Origin of the sequence: Micromonospora sp. ATA51 (assembly GCF_016802855.1) — a bacterium.
Lineage (GTDB): Bacteria > Actinomycetota > Actinomycetes > Mycobacteriales > Micromonosporaceae > Micromonospora > Micromonospora sicca.
This window is the reverse complement of the sequence record NZ_JAEVHJ010000016.1, coordinates 23,519-45,139: the sequence shown is the minus strand read 5'-3', so window position 1 is coordinate 45,139 and position 21,621 is coordinate 23,519. Positions and strand designations below refer to the sequence as shown.

Sequence of the window (21,621 nt, the reverse complement as noted above, 5' to 3'; positions counted from 1 at the left end):
AAGCTGCGACCCGGGCTGCACACCAAGATCATGCCAGTCAGCCAAGCCACAGTGGACAGCAGGCCCCGATCAGCGACTCACCTCAGGCTGAATACGTACGGTGATCGGACTGAGGCGCGCTCGAAGTCGCCGAGCCAGCCCGGGGGCAATCGGGAAGTGGCGCGCCCCGCAGGCACCATCACCAACGCCGGGCGGTATGGGGCGGACACGAGGGCCTCCGCCGGCGCAGACGCGCAACTGCACGGCGTCGGCAGATTGTCCCCTCCCGACGCCGCCAGCTCACGGTCCTCCAGCGAGCGATCCGCGGTTTCAGCCCGATTGACCACACCTCTCGTGGTCAGAACTGCCAGGCCCGGTCACGGCGCTCGGCGCTCGCCGGATCAGCGACACCCGTGTCGCGCAGAGTTCCCCCTATTCGTCACGGCAAACCTAACCAATTCGGCTCGGTCAGCAGACGAACGATCGGAGCACATGCACATGTTCAGATCCCCCACTCGCCGCGTACGCGGCCGGACCCTCGCCTCTCGCGCGGCGATTGCGCTGACCATGATTGGCGCCACGTTCGCGGTGGCACCGTCAGCGCAGGCGGCACAACCGGAGCCCCCGGCCAGACCGCAGGGGCCATGTGACATCTACGCCGCGGGCGGCACCCCCTGCGTAGCCGCCCACAGCACCACACGGGCCATGTACGCCTCCTACGACGGCCCGCTTTACCAGGTCCGGCGCCTGTCGGACGACGCGGTCAAGGACATTGGCATCGTCCAACCCGTTGCTCGGCCGTTCCCGGATGCGGGCGGATACGCCGACGCCGCCGCGCAGGACCAGTTCTGTGCCGACACGACATGCTTCATCACGAAGCTCTACGACCAGTCGCCCATGCACAACGACCTCACCCAGGCGCCCCGCGGCGGATTCAGCGGCCCGGCCATGGGTGGCTTCAACAACCTGCCGATCGCGGACATGGCGCCGATCACTATCGGTGGGCACAAGGCATACGGCATCTTCATCGAGCCCGGCATGGGCCTCCGCAACAACGACACCAAGGGCGTCGCGGTCGACGACCAGCCCGAGGGACAGTACTGGGTCATCAACGGCCACCACTACAACAACGGCTGCTGTTACGACTACGGCAACGCCGAGATCGACAGCCGTGACGACGGCAACGGCACGATGGAAACCACGTACTACGGCAACGCCACCGCCTGGTACCGCGGGAGCGGACCCGGTCCGTGGATCATGACCGACCAGGAGAACAACCTGGTTGGTTGTGTCAACCCCGGTAGTACGTCCAAGCTCTGCTCGGACCTGCCGAGCATCAACTGGCGGTTCGTGACCGCGATGGCCAAGGGCGAGCCGCACCACTGGGCCTCCCTGGGCGGCGACGCGCAGCAGGGTTCCCTGTCGACCATGTTCGACGGGCCACGCATCGACTCCAGCTACGACCCGATGCGCAAGCAGGGGGCCATCCTCCTGGGCAACGGTGGCGACAACAGCGTGGGTTCGCAGGGCACCTTCTACGAGGGCGCCATGACGACCGGGTACCCGTCGGACGCCGTTGACCAGCAGATTCAGGCCAACGTCGTGGCGACCAAGTACGACGTGCAGCGGCTGAGCATCGCGCCGGCGTCGGCAGTTGCGACTCCGCCCGGTCTCCAGACGTTCGTCCCGGGGTCCTCGCAGGACACCACCGTGACGTTCACCAACACCACGGGGTCCCCCGCGGTGGGCGTGAAGCTGAGCATTTCCCTGCCCAACAAGCAGTGGACGTCCGTCGTCCCGGGCACCACCGACACGTCGGTGACGTTCGAGGATCCGGTTGCCCCGGGCGCGACCGTGAGCGCGACCTTCAAGGTCACCTCGGGACCGGCGCCCTTCAACGGCGACCTGATCGGCAAGGCTTGGTGGACGAACCCGACGAAGGGTGGGAGGCAGTTCGAGACGACGGCCGAGAAGGTGCGGAACGTCAGCCCGATCAAGATCAATGAATTCCGTACGGGCAGCAATGGCAACTCGACCAACGCCTTCATCGAGCTCTACAACGCCGGCGCCACCGACGTCGACATCTCCAACTGGACCCTGACCGAGCACCCGACCCAGCAGGCCACCTTCTCCACGGTGACCGTGCCGGCCGGAACGACGCTCGCGAGCCACAGCTTCTACGTGCTCGGCCTGGCCAACTCCGGACTGGCGGCCCCCGCCGCCGCCGGCGACGCCACCATCAATGTCAGAAGCACGACCGGGCTGGCGGCAGGCCGTCAGATCGCCATCGACACCGGCTCCAGCGTGGAAAATCGGACGATCGTCAGCGTCGGAACGGCGGCCACCGCCAGTACGACCCTGTGGCAGCCCGTCCCCGACGGGCCGGTCATCACGGTCCCCGCGGGCTCGACCAACGTGCCTGTCACGAGCACGACCGGCTTCACGGTCGGCCAGAAGATCGGCCTCGGCTACGGCGCTGACCACGAGGTGGCCACGGTCACCGCGGTCGGCAGGCCGGGCACGCAAGGGCGCCTGTCGGCGGCCGCGCGCGCGGGTGCCACCAACATCAAGATGTCGTCCACCGCCAACATCTCGGTGGGTGACAAGATCAGGTTGGACATCGACAGCCCCGGCCACGGGATCGACAACGTCACGGTCACCGCGGTCGGCACCTCCGGCGCGAACGGCACGGGCATCACCATCGCCGCCCCGCTGCAGTTCGACCACGCGTCCAACCTCCCCTACAGCGTGTGGGGGACCGGGGTCAGCTTCACGCCGGCGACCCGCTTCCCGCACTCGAGCAACGAGCCGGTGCAGGCACTGGGCAGCGGGGTCACCCTCGACAAGCCCCTCGACAACGGCCACGCCGTCAACACGCCAGTGCGTGACACCGCAGTCACGAACGCCGGCTACCAGGGCACGACGGCACCGAACCAATGGTTCGGGGGCCCCGCCCTCGCCACCGCCGGCAACATGGTCCTGCGTGACGCCCAGGACCTGGTAGTTGACAGCCTCAACTACGGAACCATGGTCGACCCGTGGACCGCCGAAGGCTACCAAGCGACCTCTGGGGCGGGGCAGAGCGGCTGCCGAGTGACCAACCCGGGCACTACGGGTGCTAACGGGCGAAGCGCTGCCCGCTTCCCTGACGGCAACGACACCGACAGCAACTGCGGAGACTTCCAGACCGCGAGCGGGCCCACGCCCGGGGCGTCCAACGACGTCAGCTTCACCCTCTCCCCGGGTCCCCGCGTCTCGCTGCAGACGACGACGCCCAGTGGCTCATCAAACTACATGCAGCACAGCTCCACTACCACCAGCGTGGTCACCGCCGCGGTGACGGCGGCCAGTTCGACCGCCGACAAGCAGAACGCGACCTTCGTGAAGGCGGCCGGCCTGGCCAACCCGAACTGCTTCTCGTTCGAGGCGGTCAACCGGCCCGGAAACTACCTGCGGCACCAGGGTTTCGTGGTCTCCCTTCAGCCCGACGACGGCAGCACGCTGTTCTCCCAGGACGCCACCTTCTGCCAGGTGGCCGGTAACAGCGGTCAGGGCGTGTCGTTCCAATCGGTGAACTACTCGACGCGGTACCTCCGCGCCTACAACGGCGGCGTGTACCTCGCCGGCCCGCCCGGCACCAACGAGTGGGACACCAGCGTGTCGTATGCCGACGACACGAGCTGGCTGGCCGCCTCGCCGTGGGCCCCGGCACCGTGACGCACCGACGGCGCAACTGAACCCAGTCAACACCGACCACTTCCGGTGCCCACCCTCGACGGTGGGCACCGGAAGTGTTCGCTGCGTCCCGATCCAGGTCCTGGTCCTTGTGGGGACGGCCGTGCGGCGAGTCGGGGCCGCCGCCCTCAGGAACTACCCAGCCGCCACGTGGTGATCGAGCGGTACGTCTCGCCTGGATTGAGCACCGGCGAGGGGAACGCGGGCTGGTTCGGGGCGTCCGGGTGCCGTTGCGTCTCCAGGGCTATTCCGTCGCTCTGCCGGAGCAGCCTGCCGTCGCGCCCATTCAGCGTGCCGTCGAGGCGGTTACCGGTGTAGACCTGCAGCGACGGCTGGTCGGTGCTGATCTCCAGGAAGCGTCCACTGTCCGGATGTTCCAGCCGCGCCGCTCGGCGCAGGCCCTCGCCGCGCAGGTGGTAGGCGTGGTCGATACCGGCCACCCGCAGTACCTGTGGATGGTGGTGACGAGCCCGGTGGCCGATCGCGGCCGGCGTCGTGAAGTCGAAGGGCGTTCCGGCGACCGGATCCAGCCGCCCCAGGGGAATGGCGCGAGGATCGACCGGCAGGTAGGTGTCGGCGTCGACGGCCAGCAGGTGGTCCTCGGCGCTTCCGGACTCGGGCCCTCCGAGATTGAAGTAGGCGTGGTTGGTCAGGCTGACGACGGTCGGTGCGTCGCAGGCGGCGGACAACTCGATGGTGACCGTGTCCCCCGCCACCCGGTACGCGGCGCGGGCCGTCAGTTCGCCGGGGAACCCTTGGTCCCCGTCGGGGCTGACGAGTTCCAGCGTGAGTGAATCGGCGGCCTGGTCGACGACGGTCCAGAGGCGGAGGTGGAAGCCCTCCGTGCCGCCGTGCAGGCAGGTGTCCGCCTCGTTCGTCGTCAGCGGGTACGTCTTCCCATCGAGGGTGAAGCGACCGCCGGCGATGCGGTTGGCGTAGCGGCCCACGGTCGCGCCGACATACGGGTTGGTCGGGGAGAGGTACGAGGCCACGTCGGAGTAGCCGAGGACGACGTCCAGAGGGTGCCCGTCTCGCGTCGGCACCCGTAGCCGCTGCACGGTGGCCCGGTCGCGGTGGCGGTCGGGCTGGCACGCGACCTGGAGGCGCAGGACCGGTACGACGCCGCCGCGCAGCTGTACCGGGAGGCGCTGCGCGACCGCCCCGACGACACGATCCGGCTGCGTCTCGCCTTCGCCCTGCTCAGGGCGGGGGACGCGGCCGGGGCGGCGCAGGCCGCGCAGGAGGTGCTGGGTCACACCCCGGACTCCCCGGACGGGCTGCTCGTGCTGGGCCTCGCCCAGCGGCGTACCCGCCCCGCCGAGGCGCCGCGCACCCTGCGACGCTTCCTCACCGTCGCGCCGGAACACCCGGCCGCCCCGGAGATCACCCGGCTGCTGGCCGCCCACCCCTGATCCCCCGCTGCGGTGCGCCGGGCGGCGGGCGTCACCCCCGGCGCCGTGACCGGGCCACCAGGAAGCCGATGACCAGGCCCGCCGCCACGGTGGCCAGGGTCCGCCCGGAGACCGCCGAGCGGAGCTGGCTCAGCCCCTTGCGCGGGTCGACGACGGTACCGGCCACGTTGCCCGCCGCGCCGACGAGCACGTCACCCAGTCGACCAGTGTTCATCGCCGTACCGCCCTCCGTGTCCCGGTGCCCGGTCGGCCGTACCCGTCCGCACCTGGTCCAAACTGCCGCGGGACGGGCGGCCGGGTTCACTTACCGCTGCTGGAGTTGCTCGCGCACCCTGGGCGCGACCTCGGTGCCGAACAGGCGGAGGTTCTCCATGAGGACGGCGTGCGGCATCGGGCCCATGCCGTACTTCAGGTCGAAGCGGTTCGCGTCGAGGGTGGTCATGGTCTTGGCGATGCGTCGGGCGACCGTCTCCGGCGAGCCGACGTAGAGGGAGCCGTACTCGACCTCGTGTTCGAAGTAGTCACGGGTGATCTCCGGGAAGCCGCGCTGCCGGCGGGCGTCGAGCATGAACGTCCGGTAGGTGGGCCAGTACTGCTCCTTCGCCTGTTCGTCGGAGGCCGCGACATGCCCGGGCGAGTGCACCCCGATCGGCAGCGGGCCGATCCCCGACTGCTCGGTGGCCGCCCGGTAGAGCGCGGAGAGGCGGGCGAAGCGGGCGGGATTGCCGCCGATGATCGCGAGCATCAGTGCGAAACCGTGCCGCGCGGCGCGCACGACGGAGGCCGGGTTCCCGCCGACGCCCACCCAGGTCGGCAGCATTCCGTCGGCGGTACGCGGGTAGACCTGAAGTCCCGGCAGGGCGGCCCGCGTGGTTCCCGACCAGGTGACCGGTTGCTCCGTGCGCAGCCGGGCAAAGAGTTCGAGTTTCTCCTCGAACAGCCGGTCGTAGTCGGCGAGGTCGAAGCCGAACAGCGGGAACGACTCGGTGCTGGAGCCTCGGCCGAGGATCACTTCGGCGCGGCCGGAGGAGAGGGCGTCGAGGGTCGCGTACCGCTGGAACACGCGCACCGGGTCGTCCGAACTCAGCACCGTGACCGCGGACCCCAGGTGGATGCGGGAGGTCCGGGCGGCGAGGGCGGCCAGGACCAGGTCGGGCGCGGACAGCGGCATCTCCTCGATGTGGTGCTCGCCCAGTCCGAAGAAGTCGAGCCCCGACTCCTCCGCGAGGACCCCCTCCGCGACCAGCTCACGGATGTTCTGCGGCTGGCTGAGCAGCTTGCCGTCACCGCCGAGGGTCATCTCCCCGAAGCTGTCGACACCGATCACGATCCGGTGTCCGCCGCGCGTACTGGTCATCGTCAACTCCCCGAAGTGTGATTGACGCGTCAATGTTGATGCGTCAATCATATGCCTATACTTGACCAGTCAAGGAGATGAGGTGACAGCGAATGAGTGACGACGGCCACGCTGCGACTCCGGTCGCCGGGCGGCGGATGACGAGCAGCGAACTGACGGTCTGGCGGACGCTGATCGACACCACCGCCGAACTCCGGCGGATCCTGGGCGCGCAGCTGCTCCAGGATTCGGGCCTCTCACCGGCCGACTATCAGGTGCTCCTCGCGCTGAGCGAGGCGGCGGGCCGGCGGCTGCGATCGTCGGAGCTGGCCGCGATCATCGGCTGGGAGCGGAGCCGGCTCTCCCATCACCTGAACCGGATGGAGCGGCGCGGCCTCATCGGCCGGAACCACTGCGCCACCGACAGCCGCGGTTCCGAGGTCTCGCTCACGGACGACGGCGCCCGGATGTTCTCCGGCGCGACCCTCCCCCACCTGAGGGCCATCAAGAGGCACTTCACCGACGCCCTGACGCCCGAGCAGGTCGAGGCGCTCGCCGACGTACTGCGGGCGCTGCAGAGCCATCTCCACCCGGAACCGACCACTCGTGTTGAGGAGAAACGGCCATGACGGCCAGCCTGCCGCCCACGCCACAGCCGCCGCGGATCGCCGTGCTCGGCGCGGGCCACACCGGTCCGGTGATCGCCCGCGTCGCGCTCGCCGCGGGCCACCCCGTCACGATCGCGGCCTCCGGCGACCCCGAGAAGATCGCCCTCATCACCCAACTACTGGCGCCGGGGGCCGAGCCGCGATGGGCGGCGGATGCCGTCGAGGACGCCGATGTCGTGGTGCTGGCCATCCCGCTGCACAGGTTCGCGGCCTTCGACCCCGCCCTGGTGGCCGGCAAGCTCGTCGTCGACACGATGAACTACTGGCCGCCCGTCGACGGCGTTCAGGAGATGTTCGACGACCCCCGGTACGGCAGCAGCGAGATCGTCCAGCGCCGGCTCGCCCGGTCGACGGTCGTCAAGACCCTCAACCACATCGGCTACCACGAACTCGAGGACGACCGCCGCCCGGCGGGCTCGCCGGAGCGCCGCGCGCTCGGCGTCGCCGGCGACGACCCGGGCGCGGTGAAGACCGCGGCGGAAGTCATCGAGGGCATCGGCTACGACGTCGTCCCGCTGGACAGCCTGCGGGCCGGACGCCTCCTCCAACCGGGCGGCCCGGTCTTCGGTGTGTCGCTGCGCCGGGCCGACTTCGAGCAGGCGCTGGCCGCCTGAGCCGCACAACCGAACCCCGTTCCGCAATCAGCACAGAAGGGCTCACCATGACCACCGCACCCTCGGACGCCGTACGGGCGGCCGCCGCCGAACCCACGACGTTCCCACTCGTGCTCGGCCTGGACACCTTCGGCGACGTCACGCATGACGACCACGACCGCCCTCTGTCCCACGCCCGGACGATCCGCAACCTCGTCGAGCAGGGCGTCCTCGCGGACCAGGTCGGGGTGGACTTCTTCGGGATCGGTGAACACCACACCGACGATTTTCCGCTCTCGGCCGCCGACGTGGTACTCGGCGCCATCGCCGGGCGGACCACCCGGATCCGCCTCGGGTCGGCGGTCACGGTGCTGAGCTCCGACGATCCCGTCCGGGTGTTCCAGCGCTACTCCACCCTCGACGCGATCTCCGGCGGTCGGGCGGAGGTCATCCTCGGCCGGGGATCCAGCATCGACTCGTTCCCGCTCTTCGGCTACGACCTGTCCGACTACGAGCAGCTCTTCGAAGAGAAGGCGCAGCTCTTCGCCGAGTTGCTCAAGGGCGGGCCGGTCACCTGGGAAGGAACGATGCGCGCCCCGCTGCACAACCAGGACGTCGTGCCGCACACCGAGTCCGGGCCCTTCCCGGCGTGGATCGGCGTCGGCGGCAACCCCCAGTCGGTCATCCGCGCCGCCCGGTACGGATACTCGCTGATGCTCGCCATCATCGGTGGGTCCCCGGCGCGCTTCGCCCCGTTCTCCCAGCTCTTCCAGCAGGCCCTGAAGCAGCTCGGACAGGCCCCGCGACCGGTCGGAGTGCACTCGCCCGGGCACGTCGCCGCCACCGACGAGCAGGCCCGCGCGGAGTTCTGGCCGCGCTACCAGGAGGTCATCCGCCGCGTCGCCAGGACGCGCGGATTCGCCGTGCCGACCAAGGAATCCTTCCTGCACGAGATCGGGCCACACGGGTCGCTCTACGTCGGATCGCCGGAGACCGTCGCCCAGAAGATCGCGGCGAACCTCACCGTCCTCGGCGCGAACCGCTTCGAGCTGAAGTACGGCATGGGCGGCCTCTCACACGAGGCACTCATGACCGCCATCGAGCTCTACGGCACCCAGGTCATCCCGCGCGTCCGGGAGATGACCGGGGCGCGCTGATACGGTGCGCGCGTGATCCGGAAGTTGACGGACGCGTACCTCCGGGCGGTGGACGAGGCGCTGCCGGGCTTCGTCGAGCGGCTCTACGTCGTCGGCTCGGCGGCACTCGGAGCCTGGGTGCCCGACGCCAGCGACGTCGACACGGTCATCGTGACGTCGCGCGTCGCGAGCCCAGGTGACCTGGCTGCGCTGGCGAAGGTTCACGAGGGCATGCCGGCCAGGCCGCACCTGGACGGCGTGTACCTCGATCGGGCGACGTTCGACGAGTTCCCCGTCGATCGTCGGGTGGTGCCGTTCGTGGTCGACGGCGAGTTCCGGATTGACAAGCCGTGCGGGGAGTTGACTCCCGTGCTCTGGCTGACCCTGCGGCGCTACGGAATCCGGGCTCGGGGGGTGGAGGTCGACGAACTCGGCATACCCGTCGACTCAGCGGCGCTGCGCCGGTACAACCTCGAGAACCTTCGTGACTACTGGCGGCCACTGGCGACCGGCGTCGTTCAGGCCGTTGCCCAACTGCCCGCCGACACCCCGGTGGACGCATCCGGCGTCGCGTGGTGCGTCCTCGGTCCGGCGCGGCTGCACTACACGCTCGCCCACGGAGACATCACCTCGAAGGCCGGCGCCGCGACGTACCTCGCCGAGACCTTCCCCGACTGGGAAGCCCTGGCCCACCGGGCCGTCCGGTGGCGCGCCGGTCACGAGGAATCGTTCACCGTGGCGGACCTGCGGGCGGTCGCCCGCGGCGTCGATGCCGTCGTCGACGACGCGTGGAAGCGCTGGGGCGACCAGATCGCCCAGGCCTGAGGTCGTACGGGCGTGGCATGGTGAGCCGGTGACGAAGACCCAGTACTACACGGCGACCAGCGCCGACGGCTTCATCGCCGACGAGGCCAACTCGCTGGACTGGCTGTTCGACGTCGAACGCACCGGCCCTGACCGGTTCGCCGAGTTCTTCGCCGGGGTGGGTGCCATGTGCATGGGCGCGACCACCTACGAGTGGGTGCTCGGCCACGACCGGCTGCTGGCGCAGCCCCAGAAGTGGCAGGACTATTACGGTGACACGCCCTGCTGGGTGTTCACCCATCGTGAGCTGCCCGCGATACCGGGTGCGAACCTGACGTTCGTCTCCGGCGACGTGGGCCCGGTCCATGTCGCGATGGTCGAGGCCGCACAGGGGGCCAACGTGTGGCTGGTCGGCGGGGGTGAGCTGGTGGGAGCCTTTGCCGACCACGGGCTGCTCGACGAGATCATCATTGGCGTCACGCCCGTCTTCCTCGGCGGAGGCGCGCCGCTGCTGCCCCGCCGGCTCCTGTCCTCCCAGGTGCGACTGACCCGGATGGTGCAGGACGGCCAGATCGCCGAACTGACCTACGATCTGCGCCGCGAGCCGCCGCACTGACGGGATCGCGGCTTCAGCTCGCGCGGGCGCGGTGGGCCCATGGATCGGAGGGTCAGCTCACGCAGAACTCGTTGCCCTCCGGGTCGCGCATGACGACGTAGTAGAACGGGTCCGCCGGATCGTCGCCTCGCGTCCGGCGCTCCACGCCGGCGCCCAGCCCGACCGCTCGGGGGTGCCCTGGAAGCGCTGTGACCTCCTGCGGATACTCAGCCAACTCAACCTCCGGTGGCCACGACGGCCGGCTCTCGGTCCTCCACCTTCGCCGCGGCCAGCCGCCGCGCCCGCTCCTGGGCGCCGATCAGGTCGTCGGGCAGCGAGTCGGGCACCTCGGTGTCGAACCGGCGAAACGCCCTGATCAGGAAACCACCGGCGGTGACCAGCGCGAGCATGAACCCGAACACCAGGTACGCGAACCCGATTCCACGTCCCGGGCCGACCCCGATGACCGCGCCGAGCGAGCCGGCGAGCGCTCCGCCGGGGGCGAGCATCGGCTCGAACAGCGCGGTCCCCAACGGGGCGAGGAGCGCGAACCCGATCGGCAGGGTGGACCAGGAGATGGTCTGGTTCAGCGCGAACACCCGTCCGTGATAGCGCTGCGGCACCTTGACCTGCACGATCGTGGCGTAGATGTCCTGCGCCGTGGCCATCGCCGCGGTCATCAGGAACAGCCCGACCGTCACCACGACGATCGAGGGGCGCACGCCCACCAGCGCGCAGCCCGCGGCGGTGCCGAGGTTGCCGATCAGCACCCCGATCATCCGGCGCCGCCGTGGGCCACCCCAGACGGTCATCAACGTGCCGCCCGCGATCGCGCCGAGCGCCTCCGCGACGGCGACCTGGGCCACCTGGGCCACCGTCCCGAAGGAAAGCACGAGTGGGGTGGTCAGCACCAGCGCCGGAGCGAGAAACACGTTCCCCAGCGCGAAGTAGCCCAGCATCAGCCGGAATCCGCGGTGGTTCCACGAGTAGCGCAGGCCGTTGACGATGGCCACCGGCAGTGGTTCCCTGGGCCGCCAGCCCAGCGAGTCGGGGAAGCTGATGAACAGCAGGGTCAGCACCGCGAACAGGTAGCTCGCCACATCGATCAGCAGGATGCCCTTGAGTTCGATCGCGGCGAGCAGACCGGCCGCGATCACCGGCATCAGCAACAGCGCGAACCCGTTGGTCAGCTGGGTGATGCCCATCGCGTGGCCGAGGTAGCGCTTCGGCACCAACTGCGGCACCGCCGACTGCAACGCGATCCGCTGGAACGAGGCGGCCACCTGACTCAGCGACACCAGCGCGTAGATCTCCCACAGCGCGAGATGTCCGGACCAGAGCAGCCCGGCCAGGATCAGCTGCAGGGTGCCCGAGACGCAGCTCGCGATCATCATGATCCGCCGCCGGTCGACCCGGTCGACCAGCGCGCCGGCGACCGGCAGGGTGAGCACCCCGCAGATCAACGCCAGCGCCCACAGGAGGCCGAGGTCGGTGACGGAGCCGGTCCGGGTGTAGAGCCAGACCGGCAGCGCGAAGCTGGTCAACGCCGAACCGGTGGTGGAGACGAGCTGACCGAGCGAGACGGCCAGGAACCGGCCCATGCTTGGCTTGACGGTCTTCGTGGCCTGGTCGGCGTCCAGGCCGAGGCGCTGCCAGTCGCGCAGCGCCCAGGCCGCGTCCGCCCCGCGCGCCGCGGGTTCCAGCGCCGTCGTGTCGCCGGCGGCCAGCGCCGGATGCGTAGCGGTGACGATCTCGGCGAGCTCGTCGGCCCGGTGCTTGAGGAAGAAGTGCCCGGCCTCGTCCAGCACCACCAGGCCCAGGGTGTCGCTGAGGAACTGCCACTCCGCGTACCGCTCGGCGTGGTACTCGGTGACCGGGTCGGCCGAACCGACCACCGAGACGATCGGCGCGCGGAGCTTCTCCACCCGCCGGTCCAACAGCCCGGTGAAGTACTCCTCGGAGGCCCGCGAGTCGGCCCGCATGTTGCTGATGATCCGGTCGGCCTGCTCGGGGTCGAGTTCGTCGGTGTCGACCCCCATGCCCTTCAGCCAGCTCGCGTAGTGCTTGTTGCTCCGCAGCGCCTCCAGCCGGATACGCATCGCCGAGAAGGCGCCCTTGGGGCGGGCGAACGGGAACATCGCGCCGATGTACACCGCCTCCAGGTCCCGCCCGGCCGCCTCGATCTTGCGGGCCACCTCGGCCACGATCGCGCTACCGACGCCGCAGTGCCCGTACAGCACGAGCGGGCCGGAGATCCGTTCCAGCACCTCCGCCGCGACCCGACCGGTCAGCTCGTCCAGGCGCACCGCGTCCTCTTCGAGGCCGACGTCGTGCCCCGGAATCGCCACCGAGTACAGCGCGACGCCGTCGGGGAGCGCGTCGGCCAGCGGTTGATAGACGATGGCGCTGCCGCCGCCGTACGGCACGCACACGTAGGTCAGCGTCCGCCGGTCCGCCGGGATTGGCCTGGTCAGCTCGTAGAGCAGCCGGCGCGGCCCGTCGTCCTGCGCCGGTCCGTCGATGAACCCGGCGAGATCGCGGATCGTCCGGTTCTGGAACAGGTCCATCACGCCGACCGGGCGGCCGGCCAGCTCGGCCTTGCGGATCCGCGCGACGACCTGGGTGGCCAGCATCGAGTGCCGCCCAGGTCGAAGAAGTCGTCGTCGATGCCGAGCGTCGGCACGCCGAGCACCTCCGACCAGATCCGGGCCAGCGTCCGTTCGGTCGGGTTACGGGGTTCGACGAGTTGCGCGGCCGACTCACGGGACGCCACCGGGGCGGGCAACGCCCTGCGGTCGAGCTTGCCGTTCGTGGTCAGCGGCAACGCGTCCAGCGACACGAACGCCGCCGGCACCATGTACTCCGGCAGCCGCTGCTTCAGCGCCGCCTTCAGCTCGGCGGCCGACGCCGGGCCGACCAGGTAGGCGGCCAGCCGCTTGTCGCCCGGGGTGTCCTCGCGGACCACGACCGCGGCCTCGACCACGCCGTCCTGCTCGCGCAGCGCGCTCTCGATCTCGCCGAGCTCGATCCGCAGGCCGCGCAGCTTGACCTGGTGGTCGATCCGGCCGAGGAATTCGATCACCCCGGCCGTCGGTGGAGCCATCCCGCCCGCCCCCGCCGGTGCGGCCTCGGACGAGCCGGGGGGCCGCCGCGAGCCGTGGGGCGGCCGCCAGCGGACCAGGTCGCCGGTCCGGTAAAGCCGGGCTCCCGGGGTCGGGCCGAACGGGTCCGGGACGAACCGCTCGGCGGTCAACGCGGGCCGGCGATGATAGCCGCGGGCCAGGCCGACGCCGCCGATGTACAGCTCACCGTTCACCCCGGGAGGCACCGGGTTGAGCCGTTCATCGAGCACGTACAGGCGCAGGTTGGCGATCGGACCACCGATCGGCACACTGGTCAGCCCCGCCAGCTCCGCCGGCCGGCAGGGCCACCAGCTGACGTCGATCGCCGCCTCGGTCGGCCCGTACAGGTTGTGCAGTTCGCAGTCCGGAAGCCGACCGGAGAACTCGACGGCCGACGCCAGCGGCAGTTCCTCGCCGCTGCAGATCACCCGGCGCAGGCCGGCACACGCCTCGACGCCCTCCTCGGCGAGGAAGGCGGTGAGCATCGACGGCACGAAGTGGGCGGTGCTCACCCGCTCGGCGATCAGCAGATCGCGCAGGTAGGCGGCGTCCTTGTGCCCGCCGGGCCTGGCCAACACCAGCCGGGCACCGGTCTGCAACGGCCAGAAGAACTCCCAGACCGACACGTCGAAGCTGGCCGGTGTCTTCTGCAGCACCGCGTCGTCCGCGCCGAGCCGGTACGTCCGCTGCATCCAGTCCAGCCGGTTCACGATGCCCCGGTGGGTGTTGGCGACCCCCTTCGGCCGTCCGGTGGAGCCGGAGGTGTAGATCACGTAGGCGACGTTGCCGGCGGTGGCGGTGGGCGACGGGTCGTCCCCGGACTCACCGCGCCACTCGGACTCGTCGTCGAGCGCCAGTACCGTCGCGCCGGTGTCCGGCAGCACCCCCCGCAGCCGGTCCTGCAGCAGCACCACCGGGGCGGCGGCGTCGGAGACCATGAACGCCAGCCGGTCGGCCGGGTACTCGGGGTCCAGCGGCAGATAGGCGGCGCCGGCCTTGAGCACCCCGAGCAGCCCCGCGACCAGCTCGACCGACCGCTCCGCGCACACCCCGACCAGGGTTTCCGGGCCCACCCCGGCGCGTCGCAGCCGGTGTGCGATCCGGTTGGCCACCGCGTTCAGCTCGGCGTAGGACACCGAACGCCCCTCGAACCGGACCGCGACGGCGTCCGGCGTCCGGGCCACCTGCTCCTCGACGAGGCCGTGCAGCGTCGCGTGCTCGGGGAACGGGGTGGCGGTGGCGTTCCAGGCGTCGACCACCAGCGCGCGCTCGCCGTCGGCCAGCACCTCCAGCCCGGACACCGGCGACTCCGGCGCGACGACGACGGACCGCAGCAGCGCGCCGAACCGGTCCGCCATCCGCTCCACGGTGGACCGGTGGAGCAGGTCGGTGTTGAAGACCAACTTGCCCAGCAGGCCGCTGCCGACCTCGACCAGGTGCAGTTCGATGTCGAACCGGGTGGCCCGCAGCTCCATCGGGGTCCAGTCGAACTCCACGTCGGCCCGGCCGGAGGCCGCCGCGAACCGCCCCATCTCGTAGTTCTGCAGGACGAGCATCGCCTGGAACACCGGCGAGCGGCTGACGTCGCGCGGCACACCCAGCTCCTGCACCACCCGGGCGAACGGCACGTCGGCGTGCTCGAAGGCGTCCAGCACCGCCGGGCGGGTGCGACCGAGCAGTTCGGTGAAGGTCGGGTCGCCGGCCAGCTCGGCCCGCATCGGCAGCATGTTGATGAACATGCCCACCACGTTCTCCAGCTCCGGGGCGGAGCGGCCGGCGACCGAGACGCCGACCGCGAAGTCGTCCTGACCGCAGTGCCGAGCCAGCAGGACCTGGTACGCGGCCAGCAGCGCCATGAACAGCGTGCCGCCGGCCTCCCGGGCCAGGGTGGCCAACCCGTCGACCACCTCCCGGTTCACCCGGAACTCCACGAAGTCGCCGTGGTAGGTCTGGGTGGCCGGGCGGGGAGCGTCGAGCGGCAACTCCAGCGGCGGCACCCCGGCCAGCCGCGCGGTCCAGTAGTCGAGGTGGCGCCGCACCTGCGGGCCGGCCAACGTCCGGGCCTCCCAGTGCGCGAAGTCGCCGTACTGGATCGGCAGCTCGGGCAGCTGCTCCGAATGCTGGTACAGGGCGATCAGGTCACGCAGCAGCACGTCGACCGACCAGCCGTCGGAGGTGATGTGGTGCTGGGTCAGCAGCAGCACGTGGTCGTCGGCGACGTTCATCCGGTCCGGAGTGCCGTCTTGCGGCGCGGAGGCCGGATTATCGTCGCAGGCCATCCGGACCAGCAGGGCCCGCAGCAGCGGGCCGGCGGCCAGGTCGAACGGTTCCACCGCGGCCCGGTCGACCAGGGCCTGCGCGGCGCTCTCGTCGGCCGCCTCGACGATCCGCAGCGGCACCTCGACATCGTCCTCGACGAGCGCCAACGGGCGCCCGTCGGCGTCCGCCGGAAACCGGGTCCGCAGCGACTCGTGCCGCCGGGTGAGCCCGTCCAGCGCCGCGCGCAGCCGGTCCACGTCGAGCGGGCCGCGCACCCGCAGCGGCACTGCCATCAGGTACGCCGCCTGACCCGGAGCGATCTGCTCCATGAACCACACCCGCTCCTGGGCGAACGACAGCGGCGGGTCGGTGCCGTCGGGCCGGCGGGTGATCCCGGCGGTGGGTGCGGCCGCGCGGCGCCGCAGGCGCCGGGCGATCAGCGCTTCGCGACCGGCGTCGCGGTCAGCCGCCTCGGTCCGGGCGGTCATCGGGTCGTTCCCTCCTCGGCCGAGAGCAGCGCGGCGACCTCGGCGTCGGAGAGGTCGTCCACCTCGGCGGCGATCAGCTGTTCGATCTGGACCGCCAGGTCGGCGACGACCGGGTGGCTGAACAACGCCCGCATCGGCACGTCGAGGTCGACCTCGGACCGGATCCGGGCCATCGCCCGCATCCCGCGCAGCGAGTTGCCGCCCAGGGCGAAGAAGTCGTCCCGCGCGCCGACCTTCTCCACCTGCAGGATCTCGGCGAAGACCTCGGCCACCAGCGCCTCGGCGTCGGTCCGCGGCGCGACGTAGGCCTGGCTGACCTGCTCGGGCGCCGGCAGCCGGTCCCGATCCAGCTTGCCGTTCGCGGTCAGCGGCAGGTCGTCGAGCCGGACGAAGGCGGCCGGCACCAGATGGGCGGGCAGCGTCCGGGCCAGCTCCGCGGCGAGGACGTCCCGCTCGGCCGGGCCGACGACGTAGCCCACCAGGTACGGCTCGCCCTGGTCGTCCTCGCGGACCAGGACCGCCGCACGGTGCACGTCCGGCCGGGCCAGCAGGGCCGACTCGATCTCCCCGAGTTCGATCCGGTGGCCGCGCACCTTGACCTGATGGTCGGTGCGACCGAGGTACTCGATGGTCCCGTCCGCCCGCCACCGGGCCCGGTCGCCGGTGGCGTACATCCGCCGTCCGGGCGCGCCGAACGGGCAGGGCAGGAAGCGCTCCGCGGTGAGCGCCGGCCGGCGGAGGTAGCCGCGGGCCACCTGATCGCCCGCGACGAACAACTCCCCGGCCACGCCGACCGGCACCGGCCGCAGCGCCGGGTCGAGCAGGTACACCTCGACGTTCCAGATCGGCCGGCCGATGGCGACCGGGCCGGGAGGCAGCGACTCGCCGGGCTCGATCCGGGCCGCGACGCAGCCCACCGTGGCCTCGGTCGGCCCGTACTCGTTGATCACCGTGACCTCGGGGTGCGCGGCGCGCCAGGCCGCGAGCGGCTCGCCGGCCAGCGCCTCACCGCCGAGCACCAGGTCCGCGGTGGGCGACAGCTCGCCGTCCAGCAGCGGCAGGTGGCTCGGCGTCGCCTTCAGGAACGTGGGCCGCCGCCGGCCCGTGCCGCGGGCGCGTCGATCGCGGCCAGCCGGATGGCGCCACCGGCGGTGAGCGGGCCGAGCAGCCCGGTCACGCTGAGGTCGAAGGAGATCGGCGAGTGCAGCAGCGCGGTGCCGGCCAGTCCCGGGTAGCTGTGCCGGGCCCAGGCGAGGTAGGCGTTGACCGACCGGTGTTCGACCACCACGCCCTTCGGGCGGCCGGTCGACCCGGAGGTGTAGAGCACGTACGCCGGGTGTCCCGGCCGCAGGGGGGCGACTCGGTCCGCGTCGGTCACCGGCACGCGGTCGGCGTCGGTCAACGGCGCGTCGACGTCGGCGGCCACGGCCAGGACCGGCACCTCGCCGGGCACCAGCGCCGCGGTGGCCGCCGTGGCCAGCACCAGCGCGGGCGCCGCGTCGTCGAGCAGCCAGGCGATCCGCTCGGCCGGGTAGCTGGTGTCGATCGGCAGGTACGCAGCACCGGACTTGAGCACGGCCAGCACCGCGACCACCAGCTCCGGCGAGCGGGGCAGCGCCAACGCCACCAGCGACTCCGGGCCGACACCACGGGCGATCAGCGTCCGGGCGAGCGGGTTCGCCCGCGCGTCGAGCTCGGCGTACGTCATGGTGGCGCCGTCGCAGATCAGCGCGGTCGCCTCCGGCGTACGACCGACCTGCTCCTCGACCAGTGCCGGAACGGTGCGCTCGGCGATGCGGCGCGTGGTGTCGTTCCACTCCCCCACCACCAGCGCCCGCTCGACGTCGGTCAGCAGCGGCAGCGCGGAGACCCGCAGCCCCGGGTCGGCGACCGCGGCCTGGAGCAGCCGGACGTACCGGTCGACGATCGCCTCGGCGGTGGACCGGTCGAACAGCGCCGTCCGGTAGAGCAGCCGGCTGGTACCGCTGGCCAGATCGAAGGCGAGGTCGTCCTTGGTGGTGCCCAGCGGCACCGGGTCGAAGCCGGTGTCGGGCACGTAGTTGATCGCCGCCTGGAAGATCGGCTGCACCGCGGGGTCCCGCTGCGGCGCGACCGCCTCGACGACCAGTTGGAACGGGGTCTGGCCGTGCTCCATCGCGTCCATCAGGGCGTCCCGGACCCGGCCGAGCAGCTCGGTGAAGGTGGGATCGCCGTCGAGGTCGCAGCGCAGCGCGATCGGGTTGACGAACATCCCGATCAGCGGGGCCAGCTCGGGCAGGTCCCGCCCGGTGGTGGAGACCCCGACCACCACGTCCGGGCTGCCGGACAGCTGGGACAGCAGGGCGGAGAACGCGGTCAGGAGCACCATGAACGGGGTGGCGGACGCCCCTCGGCCGAGCGCCGAGACCCGGTCGAGCAGCCCGTCCGGGAGGGTGAAATGGACCTCGTCGCCGCCGAAGCCGAGTTCGGCCGGTCGGGGGCGGTCCAGCGGCAGGTCGAGCACCGGCGGGGCGTCGGCGAGGCGGTCCCGCCAGAACGCGAGCTGGGTCTTCAGCCCGGCACCGGCCAACTGCTCACGCTGCCACGCGGCGTAGTCGGCGTACTGGATGGGCAGCTCGGGCAGCACGGCCGCCGTACCGGACACCGCGGCCCGGGACAGGGCGTCCATCTCGTCCCGGAAGACGGCCACCGAGTGCGCGTCGAACACCGCGTGGTGCAGCACCAGCAGCAACCGCCACGCGGTGTCGCCCAGCCGCACCAGCCGGGCGCGCCAGAGCGGCGGCCGGTCCAGCGGGATCGCGGTCCGGGACAGTTCCGCGGCGATCTCGGCGGTCCGGCGGACCCGCTCGTCGTCGGGCAGCTCACGCAGGTCGTCGACCGGAAGCTCGATCGGCTCGACGGCACGCACCACCTGGAGCAGGACGCCATCCTGGAGTCGCAGGCAGCTCCGCAGCGCCTCGTGCCGGGCGACGACCTCGGCAAACACCGCGGTGACCTGCTCCCGGGTCAGGCCGGTGGGGAACGTCCACGGGCTGGACACGTTGTGGACCGGTGATCCGACGTCGCGCTGGTTGGCGAACCAGACCCGCTCCTGGGCGTACGAGGCGGGGAAGCTCCACTCACGGACCTCCGTCATCGCGCCGACTCACGCAGCGAGCGCGGGCGCATGTCCGTCCACACCTCGTCCACGTGCGCGAGGCAGTCGGCCTTGGAGCCGGTGAACCCGGCGTCCTGCCAGCCGGCCGGGATCTCCCGGTCGGCCGCCCAGATCGAATACTGCTCCTCGTCGTTGCGCACCACGACGAAACGGTCTTCGGCCATAAGATTCGCGCGGAGGAAACCAGCACCCGTGAAGTACCGGGGGAATCCGCGCTCCCTCCCTTCAATCCGGTGCGGACAAACGTCGTACGATTTGGGCGTGCTTGTGGGCCGTGAGTTACTGGACCGTGACTGGTGAGACGGGCGTACACCTTCCTGCTGCGCCCCACCGCCCGGCAGGCCGCCGCTCTCGCGGCCTGCTTGGACGACCACCGGAACCTCTACAACGCGGCGTTGGAGGAGCGCCGGGAGGCCTGGCGTCGGTCCCGGGTGACGGTTCGCTACGGCGATCAGTCCGCCCAGCTCAAAGACATCAGGCGGACCGATCCGTCGGGGCAGGCACGTTGGTCGTTCTCCTCCCAGCAGGCCACCCTGCGCCGGCTGGAGAAGGCCTTCGCCGCGTTCTTCCGTCGGGTCAAATCCGGCCAGGCCCCGGGATATCCGCGGTTCAAGGGCAGCGGCTGGTTCGACACCGTGGAATGGCCCAAGGACCGCGATGGTTGCCGCTGGGACTCGGCGCCCGATTCGGGTCAGGTTCGGCTGTACCTGCAGGGTGTAGGGCACGTGCGGGTGCACGCGCACCGCGCCTCTGATGGCGTACACGTCGCCAATCCCCGGTACCTCGCCGCATCCACCGCCCGATTGGGCGCCGCTCAGCAAGTGTTGGCCCGCCGCGAGCGTGGGTCGAACCGGCGCCGGAAAGCGCGCGAGCGGGTCGCCGCCCTGCACGCCCGGGTCCGGCGGCAGCGGCTCGACCACGCCCACAAGACCGCCCGATGGCTGGTCCGACACCACGATCTGATCGCGCACGAGGACCTGCGGATCGGCAACATGACCCGCTCGGCGGCCGGCACCCTCGACGCGCCGGGCAGCAACGTGGCGCAAAAGTCCGGGCTCAACCGTTCGATCCTGGATGCGGGTTGGGGGGCGTTCCTGCGGATCCTTGCCGCCAAGGCTGAAAGCGCCGGGCGGCTGGTGGTTGCGGTGAACCCTGCCAATACCTCCCGCACCTGCCCCCAGTGTGGGCACTGTGCCCGGGACAACCGTCCCACTCAAGCCGGCTTCACCTGCGCAACCTGCGGCTACAACGGGCACGCGGACGTAGTTGGCGCCAGCAACATACTGAGGGCAGGGCTTGCCCTTCAGTCCGTGCAAGCGGCCTGAAAAGCTGGCGCCTTCAGGCGTCAGCGGAGTCACCACTGCTCCTGCTGCTCGATCGAATTCTGCTGGCTGGTCGGGCTGTACGGCTCGGCCATCGCGACCGCGATCCGGCGGGGCCCGGTGAACGGCTCCCGGCCGTGCGCCGCGGTCATGTTGTCCACCACCAGGACATCGTCCGCCCGGTAGTCGAAGCGCACGGTCGCCGCCCGGTAGGCGGCCCGGAGGTGGTCCATCACGTCGGCGGGAATCGCCGCCCCGTCGCCGTAGTAGGTGTTGGTCGGCAGGCCGTCCTCGCCGAACATCGCCAACAGGCCCTCCTGGAGGTCCTTGGCCAGCGTGGACACGTGGAAAAACGTCGCGTGGTTGAACCATCTCGGCAGGTCGCTGCCGGGCCGGTGGTGGACGGCGTCGCGGACCGACCGGGTACGCAGGCCGTCCCGGCCGAGCCACTCCACCTCGATCCCGTTCGCCGCGCAGTAGCCCGCCACCGCGTCCCGGTCGTCGGTGTTGAACACCTGCTGCCACGGGGTGCCGAAGTCGCCGTGGAAGTTGCGGACCAGCATCCAGCGGCGCCGTTCGAACTCCTCACGGACCGCCGGGTCGATCTCCCGGTACACCCGGCGGACGTCGGCCAGCGGCGTCGCGCCCAGCGAGGTGGGCGGCTGGATGCAGTAGAAGAAGAGGGTCAGCGGCCAGCTCGCCTGGTACGAGTTCTCGTTGTGCAGGAAGATCTCCTCGTCCGCCGGATAGTCGGTCGACGTGTAGACCTGCCCTTTGATGGTGCTGCGGGGCGACGAACGCTCGGTGTAGGTGAGCGGGCTGCCCGCCAGCGCCCGCACCACCCGGTCGAACCCGTCGACGCGGCCGACGTCGAAGCCGCGCAGCAGCACCCCGCCGTGTTCGACCAGGGCCGCACGGATCTCCGCGCGTCGGGCCTCGACCAGCTCCACGATGGGTGTGCCGTCGCTCTCGATCGTCAAGGGCAGCCCGGCTGCGGCCGATTCGGTCACCTGGT

Annotated in this window: 18 protein-coding genes; 8 read left to right on the top strand and 10 right to left on the bottom strand. The window is 71.0% G+C overall.

From position 1 onward, the window contains the following. The first annotated feature begins 30 nt into the window (after window positions 1-30). Complete coding sequence (locus JNW87_RS05195) at window positions 31-3,696, top strand: arabinofuranosidase catalytic domain-containing protein (protein WP_309233910.1); 3,666 nt, start codon at window positions 31-33, stop codon at window positions 3,694-3,696. Between the two features lie 146 nt (window positions 3,697-3,842). On the opposite strand, the gene JNW87_RS05190 is transcribed toward JNW87_RS05195, so the two are convergent. Then, window positions 3,843-4,772, bottom strand: a complete 930-nt coding sequence (locus JNW87_RS05190) for an aldose epimerase family protein (protein ID WP_309233909.1) — start codon at window positions 4,770-4,772, stop codon at window positions 3,843-3,845. 15 nt (window positions 4,773-4,787) lie between these two features. Here JNW87_RS05190 and JNW87_RS05185 point away from each other — a divergent pair, with 15 nt between their 5' ends. After that, on the top strand, window positions 4,788-5,126 hold the full coding sequence (locus JNW87_RS05185; RefSeq protein ID WP_238453209.1) for a tetratricopeptide repeat protein: 339 nt from the start codon (window positions 4,788-4,790) through the stop codon (window positions 5,124-5,126). A 31-nt stretch (window positions 5,127-5,157) separates the two neighbouring features. Here the strand turns inward: JNW87_RS05185 and JNW87_RS05180 are convergent, their stop codons facing one another. Next, window positions 5,158-5,340, bottom strand: a complete 183-nt coding sequence (locus JNW87_RS05180) for a hypothetical protein (RefSeq protein WP_146231038.1) — start codon at window positions 5,338-5,340, stop codon at window positions 5,158-5,160. 90 nt (window positions 5,341-5,430) lie between these two features. Beyond that, a complete protein-coding gene (locus tag JNW87_RS05175) occupies window positions 5,431-6,483 on the bottom strand; it encodes an LLM class flavin-dependent oxidoreductase (RefSeq protein WP_109801479.1) in 1,053 nt (350 codons plus the stop codon). Between the two features lie 92 nt (window positions 6,484-6,575). Between JNW87_RS05175 and JNW87_RS05170 the strand changes: the two genes are divergently transcribed. From JNW87_RS05170 to JNW87_RS05150, 5 genes are read left to right on the top strand one after another with little or no spacing between them, the layout of a single operon-like run. Then, window positions 6,576-7,091 (top strand): MarR family winged helix-turn-helix transcriptional regulator, encoded by a 516-nt coding sequence (locus JNW87_RS05170; RefSeq protein WP_109801478.1) that lies wholly within the window; start codon window positions 6,576-6,578, stop codon window positions 7,089-7,091. Continuing rightward, entirely contained in the window at window positions 7,088-7,744 is a 657-nt protein-coding gene (locus tag JNW87_RS05165; protein ID WP_109801477.1) for an NADPH-dependent F420 reductase, read from the top strand. The genes JNW87_RS05170 and JNW87_RS05165 overlap by 4 nt, the downstream gene beginning before the upstream one ends. 47 nt (window positions 7,745-7,791) lie before the next feature. Then, the gene (locus JNW87_RS05160) at window positions 7,792-8,880 is read left to right on the top strand and encodes an LLM class flavin-dependent oxidoreductase (protein ID WP_109801476.1); all 1,089 of its coding nucleotides are present in this window, start codon (window positions 7,792-7,794) and stop codon (window positions 8,878-8,880) included. Window positions 8,881-8,892: 12 nt separating this feature from the next. Next, window positions 8,893-9,684, top strand: coding sequence for a nucleotidyltransferase domain-containing protein (locus JNW87_RS05155; protein ID WP_109801475.1), 792 nt, complete (start codon window positions 8,893-8,895; stop codon window positions 9,682-9,684). Between the two features lie 28 nt (window positions 9,685-9,712). Next, on the top strand, window positions 9,713-10,279 hold the full coding sequence (locus JNW87_RS05150; RefSeq protein ID WP_109801474.1) for a dihydrofolate reductase family protein: 567 nt from the start codon (window positions 9,713-9,715) through the stop codon (window positions 10,277-10,279). Between the two features lie 52 nt (window positions 10,280-10,331). Here JNW87_RS05150 and JNW87_RS05145 read toward each other — a convergent pair whose 3' ends face one another. The 6 genes from JNW87_RS05145 to JNW87_RS05125 are packed head-to-tail and all read right to left on the bottom strand — an operon-like array spanning window position 10,332 to window position 19,448. Continuing rightward, a complete protein-coding gene (locus JNW87_RS05145; protein WP_146231037.1) occupies window positions 10,332-10,493 on the bottom strand; it encodes a VOC family protein in 162 nt (53 codons plus the stop codon). 1 nt (window position 10,494) lies between these two features. Continuing rightward, on the bottom strand, window positions 10,495-12,891 hold the full coding sequence (locus JNW87_RS40450) for an MFS transporter (RefSeq protein WP_309233908.1): 2,397 nt from the start codon (window positions 12,889-12,891) through the stop codon (window positions 10,495-10,497). Continuing rightward, window positions 12,825-16,127: an amino acid adenylation domain-containing protein gene (locus JNW87_RS40445; protein WP_309233907.1), complete on the bottom strand. Its 3,303-nt coding sequence runs from the start codon at window positions 16,125-16,127 to the stop codon at window positions 12,825-12,827. The genes JNW87_RS40450 and JNW87_RS40445 overlap by 67 nt, the downstream gene beginning before the upstream one ends. Then, window positions 16,124-17,167: a non-ribosomal peptide synthetase gene (locus JNW87_RS39280; RefSeq protein ID WP_255543453.1), complete on the bottom strand. Its 1,044-nt coding sequence runs from the start codon at window positions 17,165-17,167 to the stop codon at window positions 16,124-16,126. The genes JNW87_RS40445 and JNW87_RS39280 overlap by 4 nt, the downstream gene beginning before the upstream one ends. A gap of 38 nt (window positions 17,168-17,205) precedes the next feature. Further along, entirely contained in the window at window positions 17,206-19,263 is a 2,058-nt protein-coding gene (locus JNW87_RS05130; protein WP_255543446.1) for a condensation domain-containing protein, read from the bottom strand. After that, a complete protein-coding gene (locus tag JNW87_RS05125) occupies window positions 19,260-19,448 on the bottom strand; it encodes an MbtH family NRPS accessory protein (RefSeq protein ID WP_109801471.1) in 189 nt (62 codons plus the stop codon). Before JNW87_RS05125 ends, JNW87_RS05130 begins: the two co-directional genes overlap by 4 nt. A gap of 132 nt (window positions 19,449-19,580) precedes the next feature. Here JNW87_RS05125 and JNW87_RS05120 point away from each other — a divergent pair, with 132 nt between their 5' ends. After that, window positions 19,581-20,609: an RNA-guided endonuclease TnpB family protein gene (locus JNW87_RS05120; protein ID WP_109801470.1), complete on the top strand. Its 1,029-nt coding sequence runs from the start codon at window positions 19,581-19,583 to the stop codon at window positions 20,607-20,609. A 29-nt stretch (window positions 20,610-20,638) separates the two neighbouring features. Here the strand turns inward: JNW87_RS05120 and JNW87_RS05115 are convergent, their stop codons facing one another. Continuing rightward, complete coding sequence (locus tag JNW87_RS05115; RefSeq protein ID WP_255420195.1) at window positions 20,639-21,616, bottom strand: TauD/TfdA family dioxygenase; 978 nt, start codon at window positions 21,614-21,616, stop codon at window positions 20,639-20,641. Window positions 21,617-21,621 lie beyond the last annotated feature (5 nt).